Here is a 16,805-nt window from a genome sequence, read left to right as displayed (position 1 = left end):
GCTTAGAGCCCGGTAAGTATTGCTACTTATGGTGGCTGTGGGGATAAATGGCGAAAAGCCTTACCCTGTAAACCCTGAGGGATCTTTTTATTTTTAAGCTGCAATATCAGCCTTTAGTGTGTCATCTGCCTGTAACATTTCAAAGGTGTAATGTCCGGTGTATAGTGCGGTTGATCAAAGTAGTGAGAAGCAGCCTGAGCGATAGGAAAGGTGCTGTCCTGAGACACTACCATCCTGATATAGCCCTAATGAGCTTCAGCTGATAGATGCCAGAACGTCACCGCCGAAATCGAATCGACAGATAACAGGTAGAGATTAATGCCAGGAAAGACCATTCTGATCGTAGATGACGAAGCACCGATTCGCGAAATGGTGACCGTTGCTCTGGAAATGGCAGGGTATGACTGTCTTGAGGCAGCAGATGCCAGAGAAGCGCACTCTCTGATTGTGGATAACAAACCCGATCTGATCTTGCTGGACTGGATGTTACCAGATGTCTCTGGAATTGAACTGGCCCGTCGTCTGAAGCGCAATGAGCTGACCTCTGAAATACCCATTGTTATGTTGACGGCCAAAGGTGAAGAAGACCACAAAATCCAGGGACTTGAAACCGGTGCCGATGACTACATCACCAAGCCTTTTTCTCCCCGCGAGCTGGCTGCTCGTTTAAAAGCGGTTCTCCGTCGTACAGGCGGATTTGATAACCAGTCTCCCATTGTCATCAAGGGATTGGAGCTGGACCCTGTCAGCCACAGAGTCTCTATTGATGGCTCACCTGCTGAAATAGGACCTACCGAGTACCGTTTGCTGCAGTTTTTCCTGACGCACCAGGAGCGTGCCTATACCCGTGGGCAGTTACTGGATCAGGTCTGGGGTGGCAACGTTTATGTGGAAGAGCGAACCGTTGATGTACACATTCGACGCTTGCGTAAGGCCTTAGGTGATAACTACGAAGCCTTTGTGCAAACGGTTCGTGGTACTGGATATCGTTTCTCAACGAGGGTGTAAACCTTTTATGCTCAGTGCTCAGCAGTTATCTGGCCGGGAGTAATATGACAACAATTTCAAAAACCCATTTGCTGAGCCGCATGATCGCCTACGTGATTGTCGGGTTTTCCCTGGGCTGGTTGTTTGGAGAGCCTTTTTTAGGACTCTGTGTGGTCATGGGAGGTTATTTTGTCTGGAGCTTCCGTCAGCTTTTCAAGCTGCTGGACTGGCTGAATGACCCCAAGGCCAGGAGCAAAGAGCCTCCTGAGAGTAAAGGGTTCTGGGGGCAAATTTTTGATGGTATCTATCGATTGCAAAAACAGCACAGTCGTTCCCGGCAAAAGCTGGCCGGAGTGATTGAACGTGTTCAGGAATCAACTGCTGCGCTGAACGACGGTGTTGTAATGATAGATAATCAGAGCAACCTGGAATGGTGGAATCCCGCCGCTGGAACTTTGATAGGGCTTAAGACGCCTGACGATCAGGGGCAGTTGATTACCAATCTGCTACGTGATCCAAGGTTTGTCGACTACTTTGAGCAGGGTGGTTATCAAAAAGCTCTTGAGATCCCCTCGCCAATCAACCCTGATCATCAACTGCAATTTAATATAACGGTTTATGGCAAAGGCAATCGTCTCATGACCGTTAGAGATGTCACGCGCTTGAATCAGCTGGAAGTCATGAGAAAAGACTTTGTTGCCAATGTCTCCCATGAACTGAGAACACCACTGACAGTTGTGTCTGGATACATCGAAACCATGCTGGACAGTCTGGGCCCGGATTCAGGTCTGCCCCCTGTTTGGGAAAAAGCACTGAACAGGATGCAGGAGCAGTCGCTGAGAATGCAGAATCTGGTGGCAGACCTGCTGTTGCTGTCCAAACTGGAGTCGGCTGAAGCTCAGGCAGACGAGAATGGGGTTCATGTTAAAACCCTGCTCAGCAGTATCGTTGAAGACGGATGTGCGCTCAGTGGTGAAAGCCAGCATCAGATTTCTCTGGATTGTCCTGAAGATGTCTTTTTGGCAGGCAGCAGTAATGAGTTGCGCAGTGCCTTCTCGAATCTGGTCTTTAATGCCGTGCGCTATACACCCGAGGGTGGGAAAATACTTGTGCGCTGGTGGCAGGACGGGGAAGGCGGACATATGATGGTAGAAGACAATGGTGTCGGTATTGATCCAATGCATATTCCGAGGTTGACTGAGCGCTTTTACCGGATTGATAAAAGTCGTAGCCAGAATACCGGGGGAACGGGGCTTGGCCTGGCTATCGTCAAGCACGTCATGCTGAGACACGGAGGCAAACTCACGATCAGCAGTCACCCAGGAAAAGGCAGCCGCTTTATTTGCCACTTTCCGGAAAAATGCCTTGAGTTGGAACACTCATGAAAGCAGAAAAGGGCCGGTGGCACCTTTTCTGCTTTTAGGACTACCATCAAAAAATGAATAATCTTTTCATGGTTTCATCATTCGCGAACAGTCTGTTGTACTACAGACTGATCCTGACTATCTTTACTCTGAAACGCTAATCCCCGGGAGCTGGCAGGGTGGTGGATTTTAACCATCCTGCAAAGACCGGGCTTGCGTATTTGTATTTTCTTTACTAGTTTGTATCTGTCTCTTGAACACCTGCTGTGGGGTGCACTGCGGGCTGTTGGTCAGAGTGTTGATGAGAGTGGTCCCACCTGAGCACTCTGTAATGGGATCCCCAACTGATTACTTCGAGTCAGAGGGGGAGGTTTTTCAAAGAATGATACTTTGATCCATTGGTGTCTCTATTCAAGAAGTTGCAGACCGGGCATGAACCCGAAATACTGACGAAGGTAGACTTACTCTTCGCCAACGACGCATTCCAGACGTTTTTTGCCGGTGCGGTCCAGGTAGCTTTGGAAGTCACGCGGCAAGCGCCCTGTGGTAGAGCCATCCCATTGGACAGTGTCGCCGGCTTCTGTCTGGTACTCAAAAGTAAACCTTTGGACATTACGACGACGTTTTTGAGTCGCTATTTCCAGGTGGTCCAAGTCTTCCATTGAAATGCCGCGTTCGGCCATGATCTGCTTAACGGCTTCAATGTTTTCGAGTTTGGCTTGACGCTCTTCGTCAATCTTATTGCGGGCTTCAACTTTCTCCTGCATTACGTCCTGCATTCTGGAGATGATACGCTCAAGATCTTCGACATGAACATCTTTAAACAAAGAGCGGATACGAGTTTTACTGCTCAGGCGGTGATGAATTTCTTCAAAAACGTTCATTCAGGAACTCCCAATTCAGACTAATTCGACCGGGTATTAATGGTTATCAATGACGGAGGTAACTATTTATACAGGAAGCTTTAAATTGATGGAAGCATTTAATGTGCTTTTATGGACTATTTAAATAGATTTAATAACGTTTTATGTGATGGTAGGAATAATTTTGTGCAATACATAAACGGTTATGAGTCATCAAGACATGCAAATGAATTGAATTGCTTTGAGTGGGTATTGCTTGTTTTTAAAAAACAGCCATTCAGCCGTGCATCTGAATCTTTGAAAATATCGTTAATAGGCATCAAGCTTCTGGTTATCACCGTAGTCAGTATTTTTTGCATTGAACGGAAGGGCTGGTTCTTTCTGTCGTGGCAGCGGGGATTCGGTTTTAAGTGGATAGGATATGTGGGGCCAGAAGCCTGCCGGACTTAAGGCCGTCCCAAGCAGCTACTGCTCCTGCATCCATGCAGTCGTGAGGTTGCAATAGCAACCCTTGCTGCGGGGTGACCCGGACGGAGGCTTAAGTCCGGGAGACTCTCGGATGGCTTTTTAATTCTTATTAGTTTTCAATATAAAAAGACCCTCGTCTTTCAATCAGATCTTTTTAGTGAGACTTTCCGGAATCTTTTTTATCCGGGCACTGATAGCTTTTGCTTACCTTGTTATCAATGGTCACCGACTCCAGTTTGACATCAAATTGCCAGAGCCGGTGTACGTGCCTGAGTAATTCCTCTGTACTTTTATCCAGTGGACGTCCCTGGTGCTGGTAATGTCTGAGAGTCAGGGTTCGATCGCCACGCACATCCACATCAAAGACCTGGATATTGGGCTCCCGGTTGCCAAGATTGTATTGAGCAGCCAGCGACTCCCTTACTTCTTTGTATCCGGTGCTGTTATGAATCGCATCGACTTCCAGGTAGGACTTGCTTTCGTCATCCAGAACCGAGAAGAGTCTGAGTTCTCTCATCACCTTGGGAGACAGGAATTGCAGAATAAAGCTTTCATCCTTGAAGTTTTTCATCGCAAAATGCACGGTTTCCAGCCAGTCACTGTCGGCAATGTCCGGGAACCAGTGTCTGTCTTCATCGGTAGGATTTTCACAGATTCTGCGAATATCCTGAAACATGCTGAAGCCCAGTGTGTAGGGGTTGATGCCGCTGTAGTGCGGGCTGTCAAAGGGAGGCTGGTATACGACACTTGAGTGAGAGTGCAGAAATTCCAGCATAAAGCCATCGGTGACTTTTCCTTCATCATAAAGCTCATGGAGAAGATGGTAGTGCCAGAAGCAGGCCCAGCCTTCGTTCATCACCTGGGTTTGACGTTGAGGGTAATAGTATTGGGATACTTTCCTGACTATTCGCAGCAGTTCACGCTGCCAGGTTTCCAGCAGTGGCGCATTTTTTTCCAGAAAGTAGAGAATGTTCTCTTCCGGGTCTTTAGGAAAGCGTTCAACTTTTTTCTCTTCTTTATCTTCCGTCTTTGGAATAGTGCTCCAGATGTCGTTCAGGGTTCTCTGAATATACTCTGCTCTTTCCTGCTGGCGCTCTTTTTCCTGTTCTGCTGAAAGTGGTCTCGGGCGCTTGTAGCGATTAACACCCTGGTTCATCAGGGCATGGGCAGCGTCCAGAACATCTTCAACCGCTTCAACGCCATATTTTTCTTCGCACTCAGCAACATAACGCTTGGCAAACATCAGGTAGTCAATAATGGATTCGGCATCGGTCCAGGTCTGGAACAGATAGTTACCTTTGAAGAATGAGTTATGACCATAACTGGCATGGGCCAGTACCAGAGCCTGCATGGTCATGGTGTTTTCTTCCATGAGATAAGCAATGCAGGGGTTGGAGTTGATCACAATTTCATAAGCCAGCCCCATGCGGCCGCGCTGATAATTCTGTTGGGTATGGAGAAACTGTTTGCCAAAGCTCCAGTGACTGTACATTAATGGCATGCCTGTAGAAGAGTAGGCATCCATCATCTGTTCGGCACTGATGACCTCAATCTGGTTCGGGTAAGTGTCGAGCCGGAACTTGTCTGCCAGCCGCGCCAACTCACGGTCGTATTCCTGAATGAGATCAAAGGTCCATTCTGAACCCGTGGAGATGGGTTCTCTCTCTTTAATATCTGTAACCTCACTCATGGCGGATGCCTCACTTATACGGTTTCTTTTTTCTCAAACAGACGACGGAACACCGGATAAATGTCATTCGGTGTTTTGATCTGTTGCATGGCAAACTGATCGGCGAACTGTTCAGCTATGCTTTCGTATTCACGCCACAGGTTCTGGTGAGCCCGGTCGGTGATTTCGACGTAGGAAAAGTATTGAACCTTCGACATGATCTGCTCGGTCAGAATTTTCGAACAGACGCTGGAATCTCCTTCCCAGTTATCACCATCGGAAGCCTGGGCGACGTAAATGTTCCAGTCCACCGGGCTGTAACGTTTGTTGATGATGTCACTGGTCATTTCCAGAGCACTGGAGACAATGGTTCCGCCGGTTTCTCTGGAATAAAAGAAATCATCCTCATCAACTTCTTTTGCGGCAGTGTGGTGCCGAATGAAGACCACTTCGATCTGTTTGTAATTACGTTGCAGGAACAAATAAAGCAGGATGAAAAAGCGCTTGGCCATGTCTTTGATTTCCTGTGTCATGGAACCGGAGACATCCATGACACAGAACATTACGGCCTTGTTACTGGGGCTGGGAACTTTAATCAGGTTGTTGTACTTGAGATCAAAGTCATCAATAAAGGGCAGCTTTTTCAACTTGCCATTGAGCTCTTTAATCTTCTCGCGAAGTTCTTCTACAAGTTGAGAATCGGTTTCCTCCGGACTGACTTCCAGCTCACGAAGCTGCCGTCTTAATGCCCTTACTTCCTTTCGGGCACCGCCACCGAGGGCAATTCTTCGAGCGTGTGCTGATCTCAGGGAGCGAACAATGTTCAATCGATCAGGAGAGCCTTCGCTGGTGTAACCGGCGTGCTTCATTTTGAATTCAGTGGCATCCTGAAGCTGCTTTCGAACCAGGTTTGGCAGCTCAAGATCATCAAACATGTGATTCAGAAATTCTTCATGGTTGATCTGGAAACTGAACTCGTCCATGCCTTCGCCGGAGTTACCGGCTTTGCCCCGGCCTGAACCCTGCCCGGAACCACCGGATGGTCGTTTGATTCTGTCGCCGGAAACAAACTCTTTATTACCGGGATGAACCTGTTTGTAGCGGCCACCCTGACCATGCTGAAAGTGGGGTTCAGAGAGATCTTTAGTAGGAATGGTAACCTGACTCCCAGATTCCACATCCGTAATGGAGCGTTTGTTAACCGCTTCAGAAACCGCTTTTTTAATGTGCTTTCGGTATCTGTCCAGAAAACGCTGTCGATTGACAGTACTCTTGTTTTTCCCGTTCAGACGTCGATCAATAATAATGCTCATCAGCACGCTCCCTGTCTGTTATGACACAGAACATTTCATGATTTCCATGTCGCCAGTTTTGAACTGCCTGTTCAAAACCTTGTTATTCCAATCCCTGCTTGCCATGATTTTTTTCGCTTACCGCTTTTTTTGCTCATGGTTTTAGTAGTTATCGGAATAGGGTGACATCTTTCCACCGTTTTTGTGTATTTTGGCTCCGAAAGCTATTTTCTGACGTTCGTCAGTCACTTTCGAAGTGGTCTCGAAATTATTTTTTGATCACTTTTTTCACCTGCCCATGGTCGTTGGTCGGACCTGTAAATGATCAAAGAATAATTCCATTAAGTACCTAGTTAGGTACTTAAAAAGGGCCTGCGACGCTGTCGCAGGCCTCAGCTCTTACTGTGACTTTCTGACCCTGATGTACCATTCAGCCAGCAGTCTCACCTGTTTCTCGGTATAGCCTCTCTCGACCATGCGCTTCACAAACTCGTTGTGTTTGCGCTGGTCTTCATTGCTGCTTTTGGCATTGAATGAAATGACCGGCAGAAGGTCTTCAGTATTGGAGAACATTTTCTTCTCAATCACGGTGCGCATTTTCTCGTAGCTGGACCAGCTTGGGTTTTTACCCTGATTGTTGGCCCTGGCTCTGAGTACAAAGTTCACCACTTCATTACGGAAGTCTTTCGGATTGGCGATACTGGCGGCCTTCTCAATCTTCTCCAGCTCTTCATTGATTGAAGCCCGGTCGAGTATGTCTCCGGTTTCCGGATCACGGTATTCCTGATCCTGAATCCAGAAGTCAGCGTAGGTGATGTAACGGTCGAAGATATTCTGTCCGTACTCAGAGTATGATTCGAGGTAAGCAGTCTGGATTTCCTTGCCCAGAAACTCAATGTACTTCGGCGCCAGAAATTCCTTCACATAACGCAGGTAGCGTTCATGGATTTCTTTCGGGAATTGCTGCTGTTCTATTTGCTGCTCCAATACGTACAGCATATGAACCGGGTTTGCCGCCACTTCGGTGGGATCGAAGTTGAAGACCTTGGAAAGAATCTTGAAAGCAAAACGGGTTGAAAGCCCTTCCATACCTTCATCCACTCCTGCAGCATCTTTGTACTCCTGCAGCGGCTTGGCATTAGGGTCGGTGTCTTTCAGGTTTTCACCGTCGTAGACTCGCATCTTCGAGTAAACGTTGGAGTTTTCAGGTTCTTTAACTCGAGACAGAACCGAGAACTGGGCCAGCATCTTCAGGGTATCGGGTGCGCAGGGCGCTTCTCTCAGAGAGCTGCTGGAGAGCAGTTTCTCATAAATCAGAATCTCTTCTTTCACCCTTGTGCAGTAGGGCACTTTGACAATATTAACCCGGTCAATAAAGGCTTCGTTGGTTTTATTGTTCTTGAAGGTTTGCCATTCTGATTCGTTGGAGTGAGCCAGGATCACACCATTGAAAGGAATCGCGCCCATCCCTTCGGTACTGTTGTAATTACCCTCTTGAGTGGCAGTCAACAATGGGTGGAGAACTTTGATAGGAGCCTTGAACATCTCCACAAATTCCATCAGACCCTGGTTGGCGCGGCAGAGTGCTCCGGAGAAGCTGTAAGCATCCGGATCATCCTGAGAGTATTCTTCCAGCTGACGGATATCCACTTTACCCACCAGACTGGAAATGTCCTGGTTGTTTTCATCACCGGGTTCGGTCTTGGCGATGGCCACCTGGTTAAGAATGCTGGGGCAGAGTTTTACAATCTTGAACTTGGTGATGTCACCACCAAACTCGTTAAGACGCTTCACTGCCCAGGGTGACATGATGCCGCCCAGATAACGTCTGGGAATGCCGTATTCCTGAGTCAGAATGTCACCATCTTCATCGGCATTGAACAGATTCAGTGGTGATTCAAAAACCGGCGACCCCTTAATGGCGTAGAAAGGTTGCTTTTGCATCAGGGCTTTCAGTTTTTCCGCTAGAGAAGATTTACCGCCACCCACCGGACCCAGCAAATAAAGGATCTGTTTCTTTTCTTCCAGTCCCTGGGCAGCGTGCTTGAAGTAAGAAACAATCTGTTCAATGGCTTCTTCCATACCATAGAACTCTTCAAAGGCGGGGTAACGTTTGATCAGTTTGTTGGAAAAAATACGACTCAGGCGAGAATCCCGGGAGGTGTCTGTCATCTCCGGTTCGCCAATGGCCATCAGCATTCTTTCTGCTGCATTGGCATAGACCCCGGGATCATCTTTACAGAGGTCGAGATATTCCTGAATGGTAAGCTCTTCCTGCTGCGTGGACTGGAATCGCTCCTGGTAGTGGTTAAATATATCCATATTGTGCCCTGCCCTGTCTGATGTTCGGATTCGACAGCCGTATCGGGGGGGCGCCCCCTTTATTCACGACTGTCTCAAGATCAGTACATTGGCCACTCTTATGATTGAAGAGAGTCAGTATAGAAAGTGGCCCGGGCTGGCAGCCGTCCATTGGCTGACATCATGGAAAGCTCAACTAAAACCTGGAAGCCTGATCAAGAATTTTTTTATTCCCGGTCAGTCTCCTGTTCGTTGACTCAAACACAATGGCAGGAAAAGTCCAACCCATTAGATTTTATAATGTGGAGTTTTTAATCAATCTGCAATAGCTGTCGTCGGGTTTAGTGCAGAAAATAGCGATTTTTTTTCTGCACTCAAAAAAAATGCACTGAGCTTTTGGGGTTTGTGACAGTTTTGCCATCTTTGCATAAATTAAAATTATACGACTAAGTTAATGTAAAAGATTTGCAGCCAAATACTTCTGAATCAGGGGCTGATAGCTGCCTTATTTGCACCGCACTTTGTAGCTAAGGAAATTTCATTCATAGCTTCGCCGAGGGGCTATATTTCCTGTTCAGTCAGTTTTTCCGGGAAATTATCATGAAAAAGTTATTCAACCCTTTTCCGTTACTTTTGTGTTTGTTTTATTCGGCGGCACAGGCCAGCCTCCCCTCAAAAAATGATTTTGATTTTCTTGAGCCTTTTAATGACAACGCACTGTTTGCAAGCGGGCTTGAGTTAACGAAAAGCATTGCCGGGCTCTCTTTGTCTACCCTGATGAACCTGGGTATCTGGTGGGGTGTCTGTAAAACAGCGGGAATGGTCACAGGGCTTACAAGGACACATAATCTGACTGAAACGGATACAAAGGAGCTGGAGAGTTCGCAAACGGATTTCTGTCTGCAGCTGGCGTCCGTGATGACTATCGCCGAAGTGGCGCTGGCCGGGCATGTGTCTCCCTGGCCCACGAAGCGCCGGTGGAAACCTCTATATTATGCCGGTGCAGGATTGGCAGCTTATGACGCTATTGCCCAAACAAGGGAGTTAGTGCCTGTCTCAGTCTTGACCTACCTTGCGTCAGAAGCGGTATCAAGAACTATAGCCAGCACTATGGCGGTGTTAATTCTAAGAAAAATGAGCGTAAGGGATATTACAACTGAATGGTATGTGGCCAGGGAATACGTATTATCTGCGCTTAGTTTGGTTATTGCAGGCAGTGTCGCCTACGAAGCTTTGGTCCATAAAGGCTTCAATGCAACAAAACGGATTCTTGCTACTGCTGTCAGCGCAGCGATTTTAGGTACCCTCTCGAGAATTATTTCAGGGGCAATAATTGATGTGGACGGACAGACAAATACCAGAGCCCTGGCCCGAGTCGCAGTCGAAACCATATACTTAGCCGCAGTCACAGCCGTGGTGTCAGCCGGAGCCACAGCCGTTAACATAATTGAAGATGAAACCGGAGCTCCATCTCTATCCGGATCCGCAGCTTTAGTCGGAGCTTTAGTCGGATCCTTAGCCGGAGTTGGAGTCGGAGCCGAAGTCAAAGCCGAATCCCAAACCGGAATGGAAGTCGGAGTTGTAGCCACAGCCCTGGGTGGAGTCGGAACCTTGCTTACGTTGGGACGCTCGCAGATAATCTCAAACAACCCGGTTATCCAGGCCGGTGTCACTTTGGTGCCTGCGTTGGCTTTCGCTGTTATCAACAGTCTTTCAAACTACGCCGTTTATGGCTATCCACTGGAACAAGGCATTTCAGAGACCAGCTGGACTCAGTGGAAAAAGTTCTATGCGCCCCTGGATTATTTCTCGACTCTGTTTAAATGACAGACCTGACTGTCAGCCACTGAATCAGCGGTGAACTCTGGCAGCTAACGGCTGTTTCAGTCGCTGTGCCCAAGGCGTAGCCTATTGGTAGCATTTAATAGCTGCATTATTTGTAGCGCACCTTGTCGTTAAGGGAATTGTCATCCATAGCTCCGTTCAGGGTCTATATTTCCCGTTCAGTTACTGTATCTGGGAAGTCACCATGAAAAAGTTATTCAACCTGTTTCCGTTACTTTTGTGTTTGTTTTATTCGACGGCACAGGCCGGCCCCCCCTCAAAAAATGATTTTGATTTTCTTGAGCCTTTTAATGACAGCGCACTGGTGGCGAATGGGCTTGAGTTAGCAGAAAGCATTGCCGGAGTCTCTTTGTCTACGCTGCTCAACCTGGGTATATGGTGGGGTGTCTGCAAAACAGCGGGAATAGTCTCCGGGCTTTCAGGCAAATATGATCTGGCTGCATCGGATACAAAGGAGCTGGAGGAGTTGAAAGCGGATTTCTGTTTGCAACTGGCTCCTGTGATAACTACCGCCGAAGTGGCGCTGGCCGGGCATGTATCTCCCTGGCCCCTGGAGCAGCTCTGGTGGAGACCCCTGTATTTTGCCGGTGCAGGAATGACAGCATACATCGCCAATACGAAAACAAGGGGGCTTATACCTGTCGCAGTCTTGACCTATCTGGCGTCCGAAGCGGTATCAAGAACTGGAGCCAGTGCTATGTCGGCGTTAATTCTTAGAACAATGAACGTAAGGGATATTACAACTGAATGGTATGTGGTCGCCGAATACTCAGCATTGTCTATGATTAACGGGGTTATGCTAGGGGGGGGCATTTATGAGAGCAAGATCCGCAAAGGCTTCAGGCATCCACAAGCAACTATTGCTGCTGTTTTCAGCGCTGCGAATGCGGGTGCCCTTTCGGGAATTATTTCAAAGTTAGTAATTTATGCGGACAAAAAAAAGGCCGGAGTCGGAGCCGGAGCAGGAATCGGAGCCGCAGCATTAACCGTAACCATAATCGAAATCGGAGTTTTATACGGACTTGTGCCCGGAGCTTCAATCGGAGTCGTATCCGGAGCCTTGGCCGGAGCCTTGGCCGGAGCTGTATCCGGAGCCATAGTTGGAGCCAAAGATGTAGCTGGAGGCGCAGCCGGAATCGGAGTCGGTGTTGCAGTTGGACTGGGAGCCTCAGCCCTGGGCGGATTCGGAGCCTTACTTATGTCGGGTAGTTCGAAATTAACCTCAAACAACCCCTTCATCAAAGCCGGTGTCACTTTGTCGCCTGCGTTGGCTTTTGCTGTTATCAACAGTTTTTCAAACTACGCCGTTTATGGCTATCCACTGGAACAAGGCTTTTCAGAGAACAGCTGGACTCAGTGGAAAAAGTTCTATGCGCCACTGGATTATTTCTCGACTCTGTCTAAATGACAGACCTGAATGTCAGCCACTGAATCAGCAGTGAACTCTGGCAGTTAACGGCTGTTTCAGTCGCTGTGCCCGAGGCACTGCCTATTGGAAGCATTTGATACCTGCTTTATTTGCAGTGCAACTTGTAGTTGAGGATATTGCCATTTATAGCTCCGTTTAGAATCTATATTTCCAGTTCAGTCACTGTATCTGGAAATCACTATGAAAAAGTCATTCAACCTGTTTCCGTTACTTTTGTGTTTGCTTTATTCGATGGCAAAGGCCACCCCCTCCTCAAAAAATGATTTTGATTTTCTTGAGCCTTTTAATGACAGCGCACTGGTGGCAAACGGGCTTGAGTTAAGGGAAAGCATTACTGGACTCTCTTTGTCTACCCTGCTCAACATGGGTATATGGTGGGGTGTCTGTAAAACAGTGGGAATAGTCTCCGGGCTTTCAGGCACACATAATCTGGCTGCAACGAATACAAAGGAGCGGGAGAAATTGCAAACGGATTTCTGTCTGCAACTGGCTCCTGCGATAACTATCACCGAAGTGGCGCTGGCCGGGCATGTATCTCCCTGGCCCCTGGAGCAGCGCTGGTGGAGACCCCTGTATTTTGCCGGTGCAGGAATGACAGCATACACCGCCAATACGAAAACAAGGGAGCTTATACCTGTCGCAGTCTTGGCCTACCTGGCGTCCGAGGCGGTATCAAGAACTGGAGCCAGTGCTATGTCGGCGTTAATTCTTAGAAAAATGAGCGTAAGGGATATAGAAACTGAATCGTATGCGGCTGGGGAATACACAATATTGTCTATGGTTAACGGGATTATGTCAGGGGCTGTCGTCTATGAATCCATGATTCATAAAGGCTTGAATCCAGCAAAAGCGACTCTTGCTTCTGTTGTCTGCGCAGCGATTGTGGGTACCCTTTCGGGAATTATTTCAGTGCTAACAATTGATTTGGATGGAGAGACACAAGCTGAAGCTGGAGCCGCAGCCGCAGCCGCAGCCGGAGCCGTAGCCGGAGCCGGAGCCGGATTCATTGTCTCAGGCTTGGCCTCGGTCGCAACGAAAGCAGCAGCCGTGACCCTCGGAGTCGGAGACGGAGTCATAGCCGGAGCCGCAGTCGGAGTTATAGCCGGAGCCTTGGCTGGAGCCTTGGCTGGAGTCGGAGTCGGAGTCGGAGTCGGAGCCAACATCGGAGTCGGAGCGAGCATCGGAGCCGGAGCCGGAGTCGAAGTTGCAGGCGCAGCCCTGGGCGGAGTCGTAGTCTTGCTTGTTTTGGGCAGTTCGAAGATAACCTCAAACAGCCCGTTTATCAAAGCCGGTGTCACTCTGGTGCCTGCGCTGGCTTTCGCTGTTATCAATAGTCTTTCAAACTACGCTATTTATGGCTATCCGCTGGAACAAAGCCTTTCAGAGACTGGCTGGACTCAGTGGAAAAAGTTCTATGCGCCCCCGGATTATCTCTCGACTCTGTTTAACTGACAGCCACTGAATCAGCGGTGAACTCTGGCAGCTAACGGCTTTTTCAGTCGCTGTGCCCAAGGCACTGCCTATTGGAAGCATTTAATAGCTGCCTTATTTGTACCGCAGCTTTTCGTTAAGGGAATTGTCATCCAGAGCTCCGTTCAGGGTCTATATTTCCCGTTCGGTTACCGTATATCGGAAGTCACCATGAAAAAGTTATTTAACCTGTTTCCGTTACTTTTGTGTTTGTTTTATTCGACGACAGAGGCCAGTCCCCCCTCAAAAAATGATTTTGATTTTCTTGAGCCTTTAAATGACACCACACTGGTGGCAAACGGGCTTGAGTTAGCGGGAAGCGTTGCCGGGCTCTCTTTGTCTACCCTGCTCAACCTGGGTATATGGTGGGGTGTCTGTGAAACAGCGGGAATAGTCACCGGGCTTTCAGACACCTATAATCTGGCTGCATCGGGTACAAAGGAGCTGGAAGAGTTGAAAACGGATTTCTGTTTGCAACTGGCTCCTGTGATAACTGCCGCCGAAGTGGCGCTGGCCGGGCATGTGTCTTCCTGGCCCCTGGAACAGCATTGGTGGAAACTCCTTTATTTTGCCGGTGCAGGAATGGACATTTATGCCTCTATGACGAAAACGAGGCGGCACATACCTGTCAGAGTCTTGACTTACCTTGCTTCAGAAGCGTTATCAAGAACCGTAGCCAGCGCTATTTCGGTGCAAATTCTAAGACACATGAGGTTCGTAAGAGATATTACAACTAAAAGGTATGTGGCTGGGGAATACGCGATATTGTCTTCAATTAATGGGGTTATGGTTGGTGCTGTCACTTATGAAGCCCTGATCCATAAAGGCTTCAGGCCAGCAAGAGCAAGTCTTGCTGCTGTTGTCAGCGCAGCGATTGTGGGAGTCCTCTCGGGAATTGGTTCAGAGTTAATAGCAGATGTGGAAGAACAGACAAAGGCCGGAGTCGGAGCTGGAGTTGGAATTGGGGTCGTAGCCGGAGCCCTGGCTGGAAGCCTGGCAGGAGCCACAGCCGGATCTGTATCTGGAGCCGGATTCGGAACCGGAATCGGAGCCGGAGCCGGACCCGGAACTCTGTCTGGAATCTTAGCCGGAGTTGTATCCGGATCCGTAGTTGGAGCCGGAGTTGTAGCCGCAGTCGGAGTCGGGCTTGGAGGCGTAACCGGAGCCCTGACCGCAGCAGAAATCGGACCAAGAGTCGGATCAGGAGTCGGATCAGAAGCAGGATTTGGAGCAGGATTTGGAGCTTTTGTCGTAGCCCTGTCCGGAGCCTTAGCCGGAGCTGGAATCGGAATCGGAATCGGAATCGGAAATGGAATCGTAGACGGATTCGGAATCACATTGGGAGTAGGATCCACAGCCGCAGCCCTGTTCGGAGTCGGAACCTTGCTTATGTTGGCCAGTTCGAAGACAACCTCAGACAACGTATGTATCATAACCGGTATCACTTTGGCACCTGCGTTGACTTTGGCTGTTATCAATAGTCTTTCAAACTACGCTGTTTATGGCTATCCACTGGAACAAAGCCTTTCAGAGACCATCTGGACTCAGTGGAAAAAGTTCAATGCACCCCTGGATTATCTCTCGACTCTGTTTAACTGACAGACTCAACTGACAGCCACTGAATCAGCGGTGAGCTTTGGCAGCGAGTGGCTGCTTCAGTGGCTGTGACGAAGGCGCAGCTTGTTGGAAGCATTTGATAGCTGCTTCATTTGCACCGCAACTCGTAGTTAAGGATATTGTCATTCATAGCTCCGTTTAGAATCTATATTTCCAGTTCAGTCACTGTATCTGGGAAATTATCGTGAAAAAGTCATTCAACCTGTTTCCATTACTTTTGTGTTTGCTTTATTCGACGGCAAAAGCCAGCCCCCCCACAAAAAATGATTTTGATTTTCTTGAGCCTTTTAATGACACCGCACTGGTGGCAAACGGGTTTGAGTTAAGAGAAAGCATTGCTGGACTGTCTTTGTCTACCCTGCTCAACATGGGTATCTGGTGGGGTGTCTGTAAAACAGTGGGAATAGTCTCCGGGCTTTCAAGCACACATAATCTGGCTGAAACGGATACAAAGGAGCTGGAGAAGTTGCAAACGGATTTCTGTCTGCAACTGGCTCCTGCGATAACTATCACCGAAGTGGCGCTGGCCGGGCATGTGTCTCCCTGGCCCCTGGAGCAGTGCTGGTGGAAACCCCTGTATTTTGCCGGTGCAGTAATGGCAGCTTATGCCGCCAATAAGAAAACGAGGGAGCTGATACCTGTCGCAGTTTTGACCTACCTGGCGTCCGAAGCGGTATCAAGAACTGGAGCCAGTGCTATTTCGGCGTTAATTCTAAGAAAAATGAGCGTAAGGGATATTGCAGCTGGACGGTATGCGACTGGGGAGTACGCAATGTTGTCTTTGATTAACGGGATTATTGTAGGGGCTGTCGTCTATGAATCGATGATTCATAAAGGCTTGAGTCCAGCAAAAGCGACTTTTGCTTCTGTTGTCAGCGCAGCGATTACGGGTACCCTCTCGGGAATTATTTCAATGCTAACAATTGATTTGGGTGAACCGACACAGGCTGGAGTCGTAGCCAAAGTCATAATGGGAGTCGTAATGGGAGTCGTAGTCGGAGCCGGAGCCGGAGTCGTAGAATTAGGCTTAGCCTCAGTTGGAGCGGAAGCCGGAGCCGTAGCCTTAGTCGGAAACGCCGGAACCAGTGTCGGAGTAATAGCTGGAGCCTTAGTTGGAACCGGGGCCGGAGCCGGAGCCGGAGCCTTAGTTGGGGCCGGAGCCGGACCCAGAATCAAAGTGGGAGCCGGAGTCGGAGCCGGAGCCATAACTGGAGCCTCAGCCCTGAGCGGAGCGGTAGCCTTGCTTATGTTGGGCAGTTCAAAGATAACCTCAAACAACCCCTTTATCAAAGCCAGTGTCACTTTGGCGCCTGCGCTGGCTTTTGCTGTTATCAATAGTCTTTCAAACTACGCTGTTTATGGCGATCCACTGGAACAAGGCTTTTCAGAGACCGGCTGGACTCAGTGGAAAAAGTTCTATGCGCCCCTGGATTATCTTTCGACTCTGTTTAAATGACAGACCCAACTGTCAGCCACTGAATCAGCGGTGAACTCTGGCAG

General features: G+C 48.6%; 11 protein-coding genes. 7 read left to right on the top strand and 4 right to left on the bottom strand.

Annotated elements, in window-relative coordinates:
- The first annotated feature begins 318 nt into the window (after positions 1–318).
- Positions 319–1,008 carry a phosphate regulon transcriptional regulator PhoB gene (gene phoB, locus ACO6V5_RS18015; RefSeq protein WP_422136397.1) on the top strand — a complete coding sequence of 230 codons (690 nt, stop codon included), beginning with the start codon at positions 319–321 and terminating at the stop codon, positions 1,006–1,008.
- A gap of 44 nt (positions 1,009–1,052) precedes the next feature.
- Complete coding sequence (gene phoR, locus ACO6V5_RS18010) at positions 1,053–2,372, top strand: phosphate regulon sensor histidine kinase PhoR (protein WP_422139581.1); 1,320 nt, start codon at positions 1,053–1,055, stop codon at positions 2,370–2,372.
- Positions 2,373–2,812: 440 nt separating this feature from the next.
- On the opposite strand, the gene ACO6V5_RS18005 is transcribed toward phoR, so the two are convergent.
- The 4 genes from ACO6V5_RS18005 to ACO6V5_RS17990 all read right to left on the bottom strand — a co-directional run bounded on the left by ACO6V5_RS18005 (position 2,813) and on the right by ACO6V5_RS17990 (position 8,965).
- Positions 2,813–3,235 carry a hypothetical protein gene (locus ACO6V5_RS18005; RefSeq protein ID WP_422136399.1) on the bottom strand — a complete coding sequence of 141 codons (423 nt, stop codon included), beginning with the start codon at positions 3,233–3,235 and terminating at the stop codon, positions 2,813–2,815.
- Between the two features lie 601 nt (positions 3,236–3,836).
- Positions 3,837–5,372 carry a SpoVR family protein gene (locus tag ACO6V5_RS18000; RefSeq protein ID WP_422136400.1) on the bottom strand — a complete coding sequence of 512 codons (1,536 nt, stop codon included), beginning with the start codon at positions 5,370–5,372 and terminating at the stop codon, positions 3,837–3,839.
- 14 nt (positions 5,373–5,386) lie between these two features.
- Complete coding sequence (locus tag ACO6V5_RS17995; protein WP_422139582.1) at positions 5,387–6,664, bottom strand: YeaH/YhbH family protein; 1,278 nt, start codon at positions 6,662–6,664, stop codon at positions 5,387–5,389.
- A gap of 378 nt (positions 6,665–7,042) precedes the next feature.
- The gene (locus ACO6V5_RS17990) at positions 7,043–8,965 is read right to left on the bottom strand and encodes a PrkA family serine protein kinase (protein ID WP_422136402.1); all 1,923 of its coding nucleotides are present in this window, start codon (positions 8,963–8,965) and stop codon (positions 7,043–7,045) included.
- Between the two features lie 579 nt (positions 8,966–9,544).
- On the opposite strand from ACO6V5_RS17990, the gene ACO6V5_RS17985 reads away from it, so the two are divergent.
- The 5 genes from ACO6V5_RS17985 to ACO6V5_RS17965 all read left to right on the top strand — a co-directional run bounded on the left by ACO6V5_RS17985 (position 9,545) and on the right by ACO6V5_RS17965 (position 16,761).
- Complete coding sequence (locus ACO6V5_RS17985; RefSeq protein ID WP_422411236.1) at positions 9,545–10,771, top strand: hypothetical protein; 1,227 nt, start codon at positions 9,545–9,547, stop codon at positions 10,769–10,771.
- Between the two features lie 202 nt (positions 10,772–10,973).
- Positions 10,974–12,197 (top strand): hypothetical protein, encoded by a 1,224-nt coding sequence (locus tag ACO6V5_RS17980; protein ID WP_422411234.1) that lies wholly within the window; start codon positions 10,974–10,976, stop codon positions 12,195–12,197.
- Between the two features lie 201 nt (positions 12,198–12,398).
- Positions 12,399–13,670, top strand: a complete 1,272-nt coding sequence (locus tag ACO6V5_RS17975) for a hypothetical protein (protein ID WP_422411232.1) — start codon at positions 12,399–12,401, stop codon at positions 13,668–13,670.
- Between the two features lie 189 nt (positions 13,671–13,859).
- Positions 13,860–15,287, top strand: a complete 1,428-nt coding sequence (locus tag ACO6V5_RS17970; RefSeq protein ID WP_422411230.1) for a hypothetical protein — start codon at positions 13,860–13,862, stop codon at positions 15,285–15,287.
- 202 nt (positions 15,288–15,489) lie between these two features.
- Complete coding sequence (locus ACO6V5_RS17965) at positions 15,490–16,761, top strand: hypothetical protein (protein WP_422411228.1); 1,272 nt, start codon at positions 15,490–15,492, stop codon at positions 16,759–16,761.
- The last annotated feature ends 44 nt before the right edge of the window (positions 16,762–16,805 follow it).

It is taken from the genome of Endozoicomonas sp. ALD068, assembly GCF_049310145.1.
Taxonomy (GTDB): domain Bacteria; phylum Pseudomonadota; class Gammaproteobacteria; order Pseudomonadales; family Endozoicomonadaceae; genus Endozoicomonas_A.
This window is presented reverse-complemented; position numbering and strand designations above follow the sequence as displayed.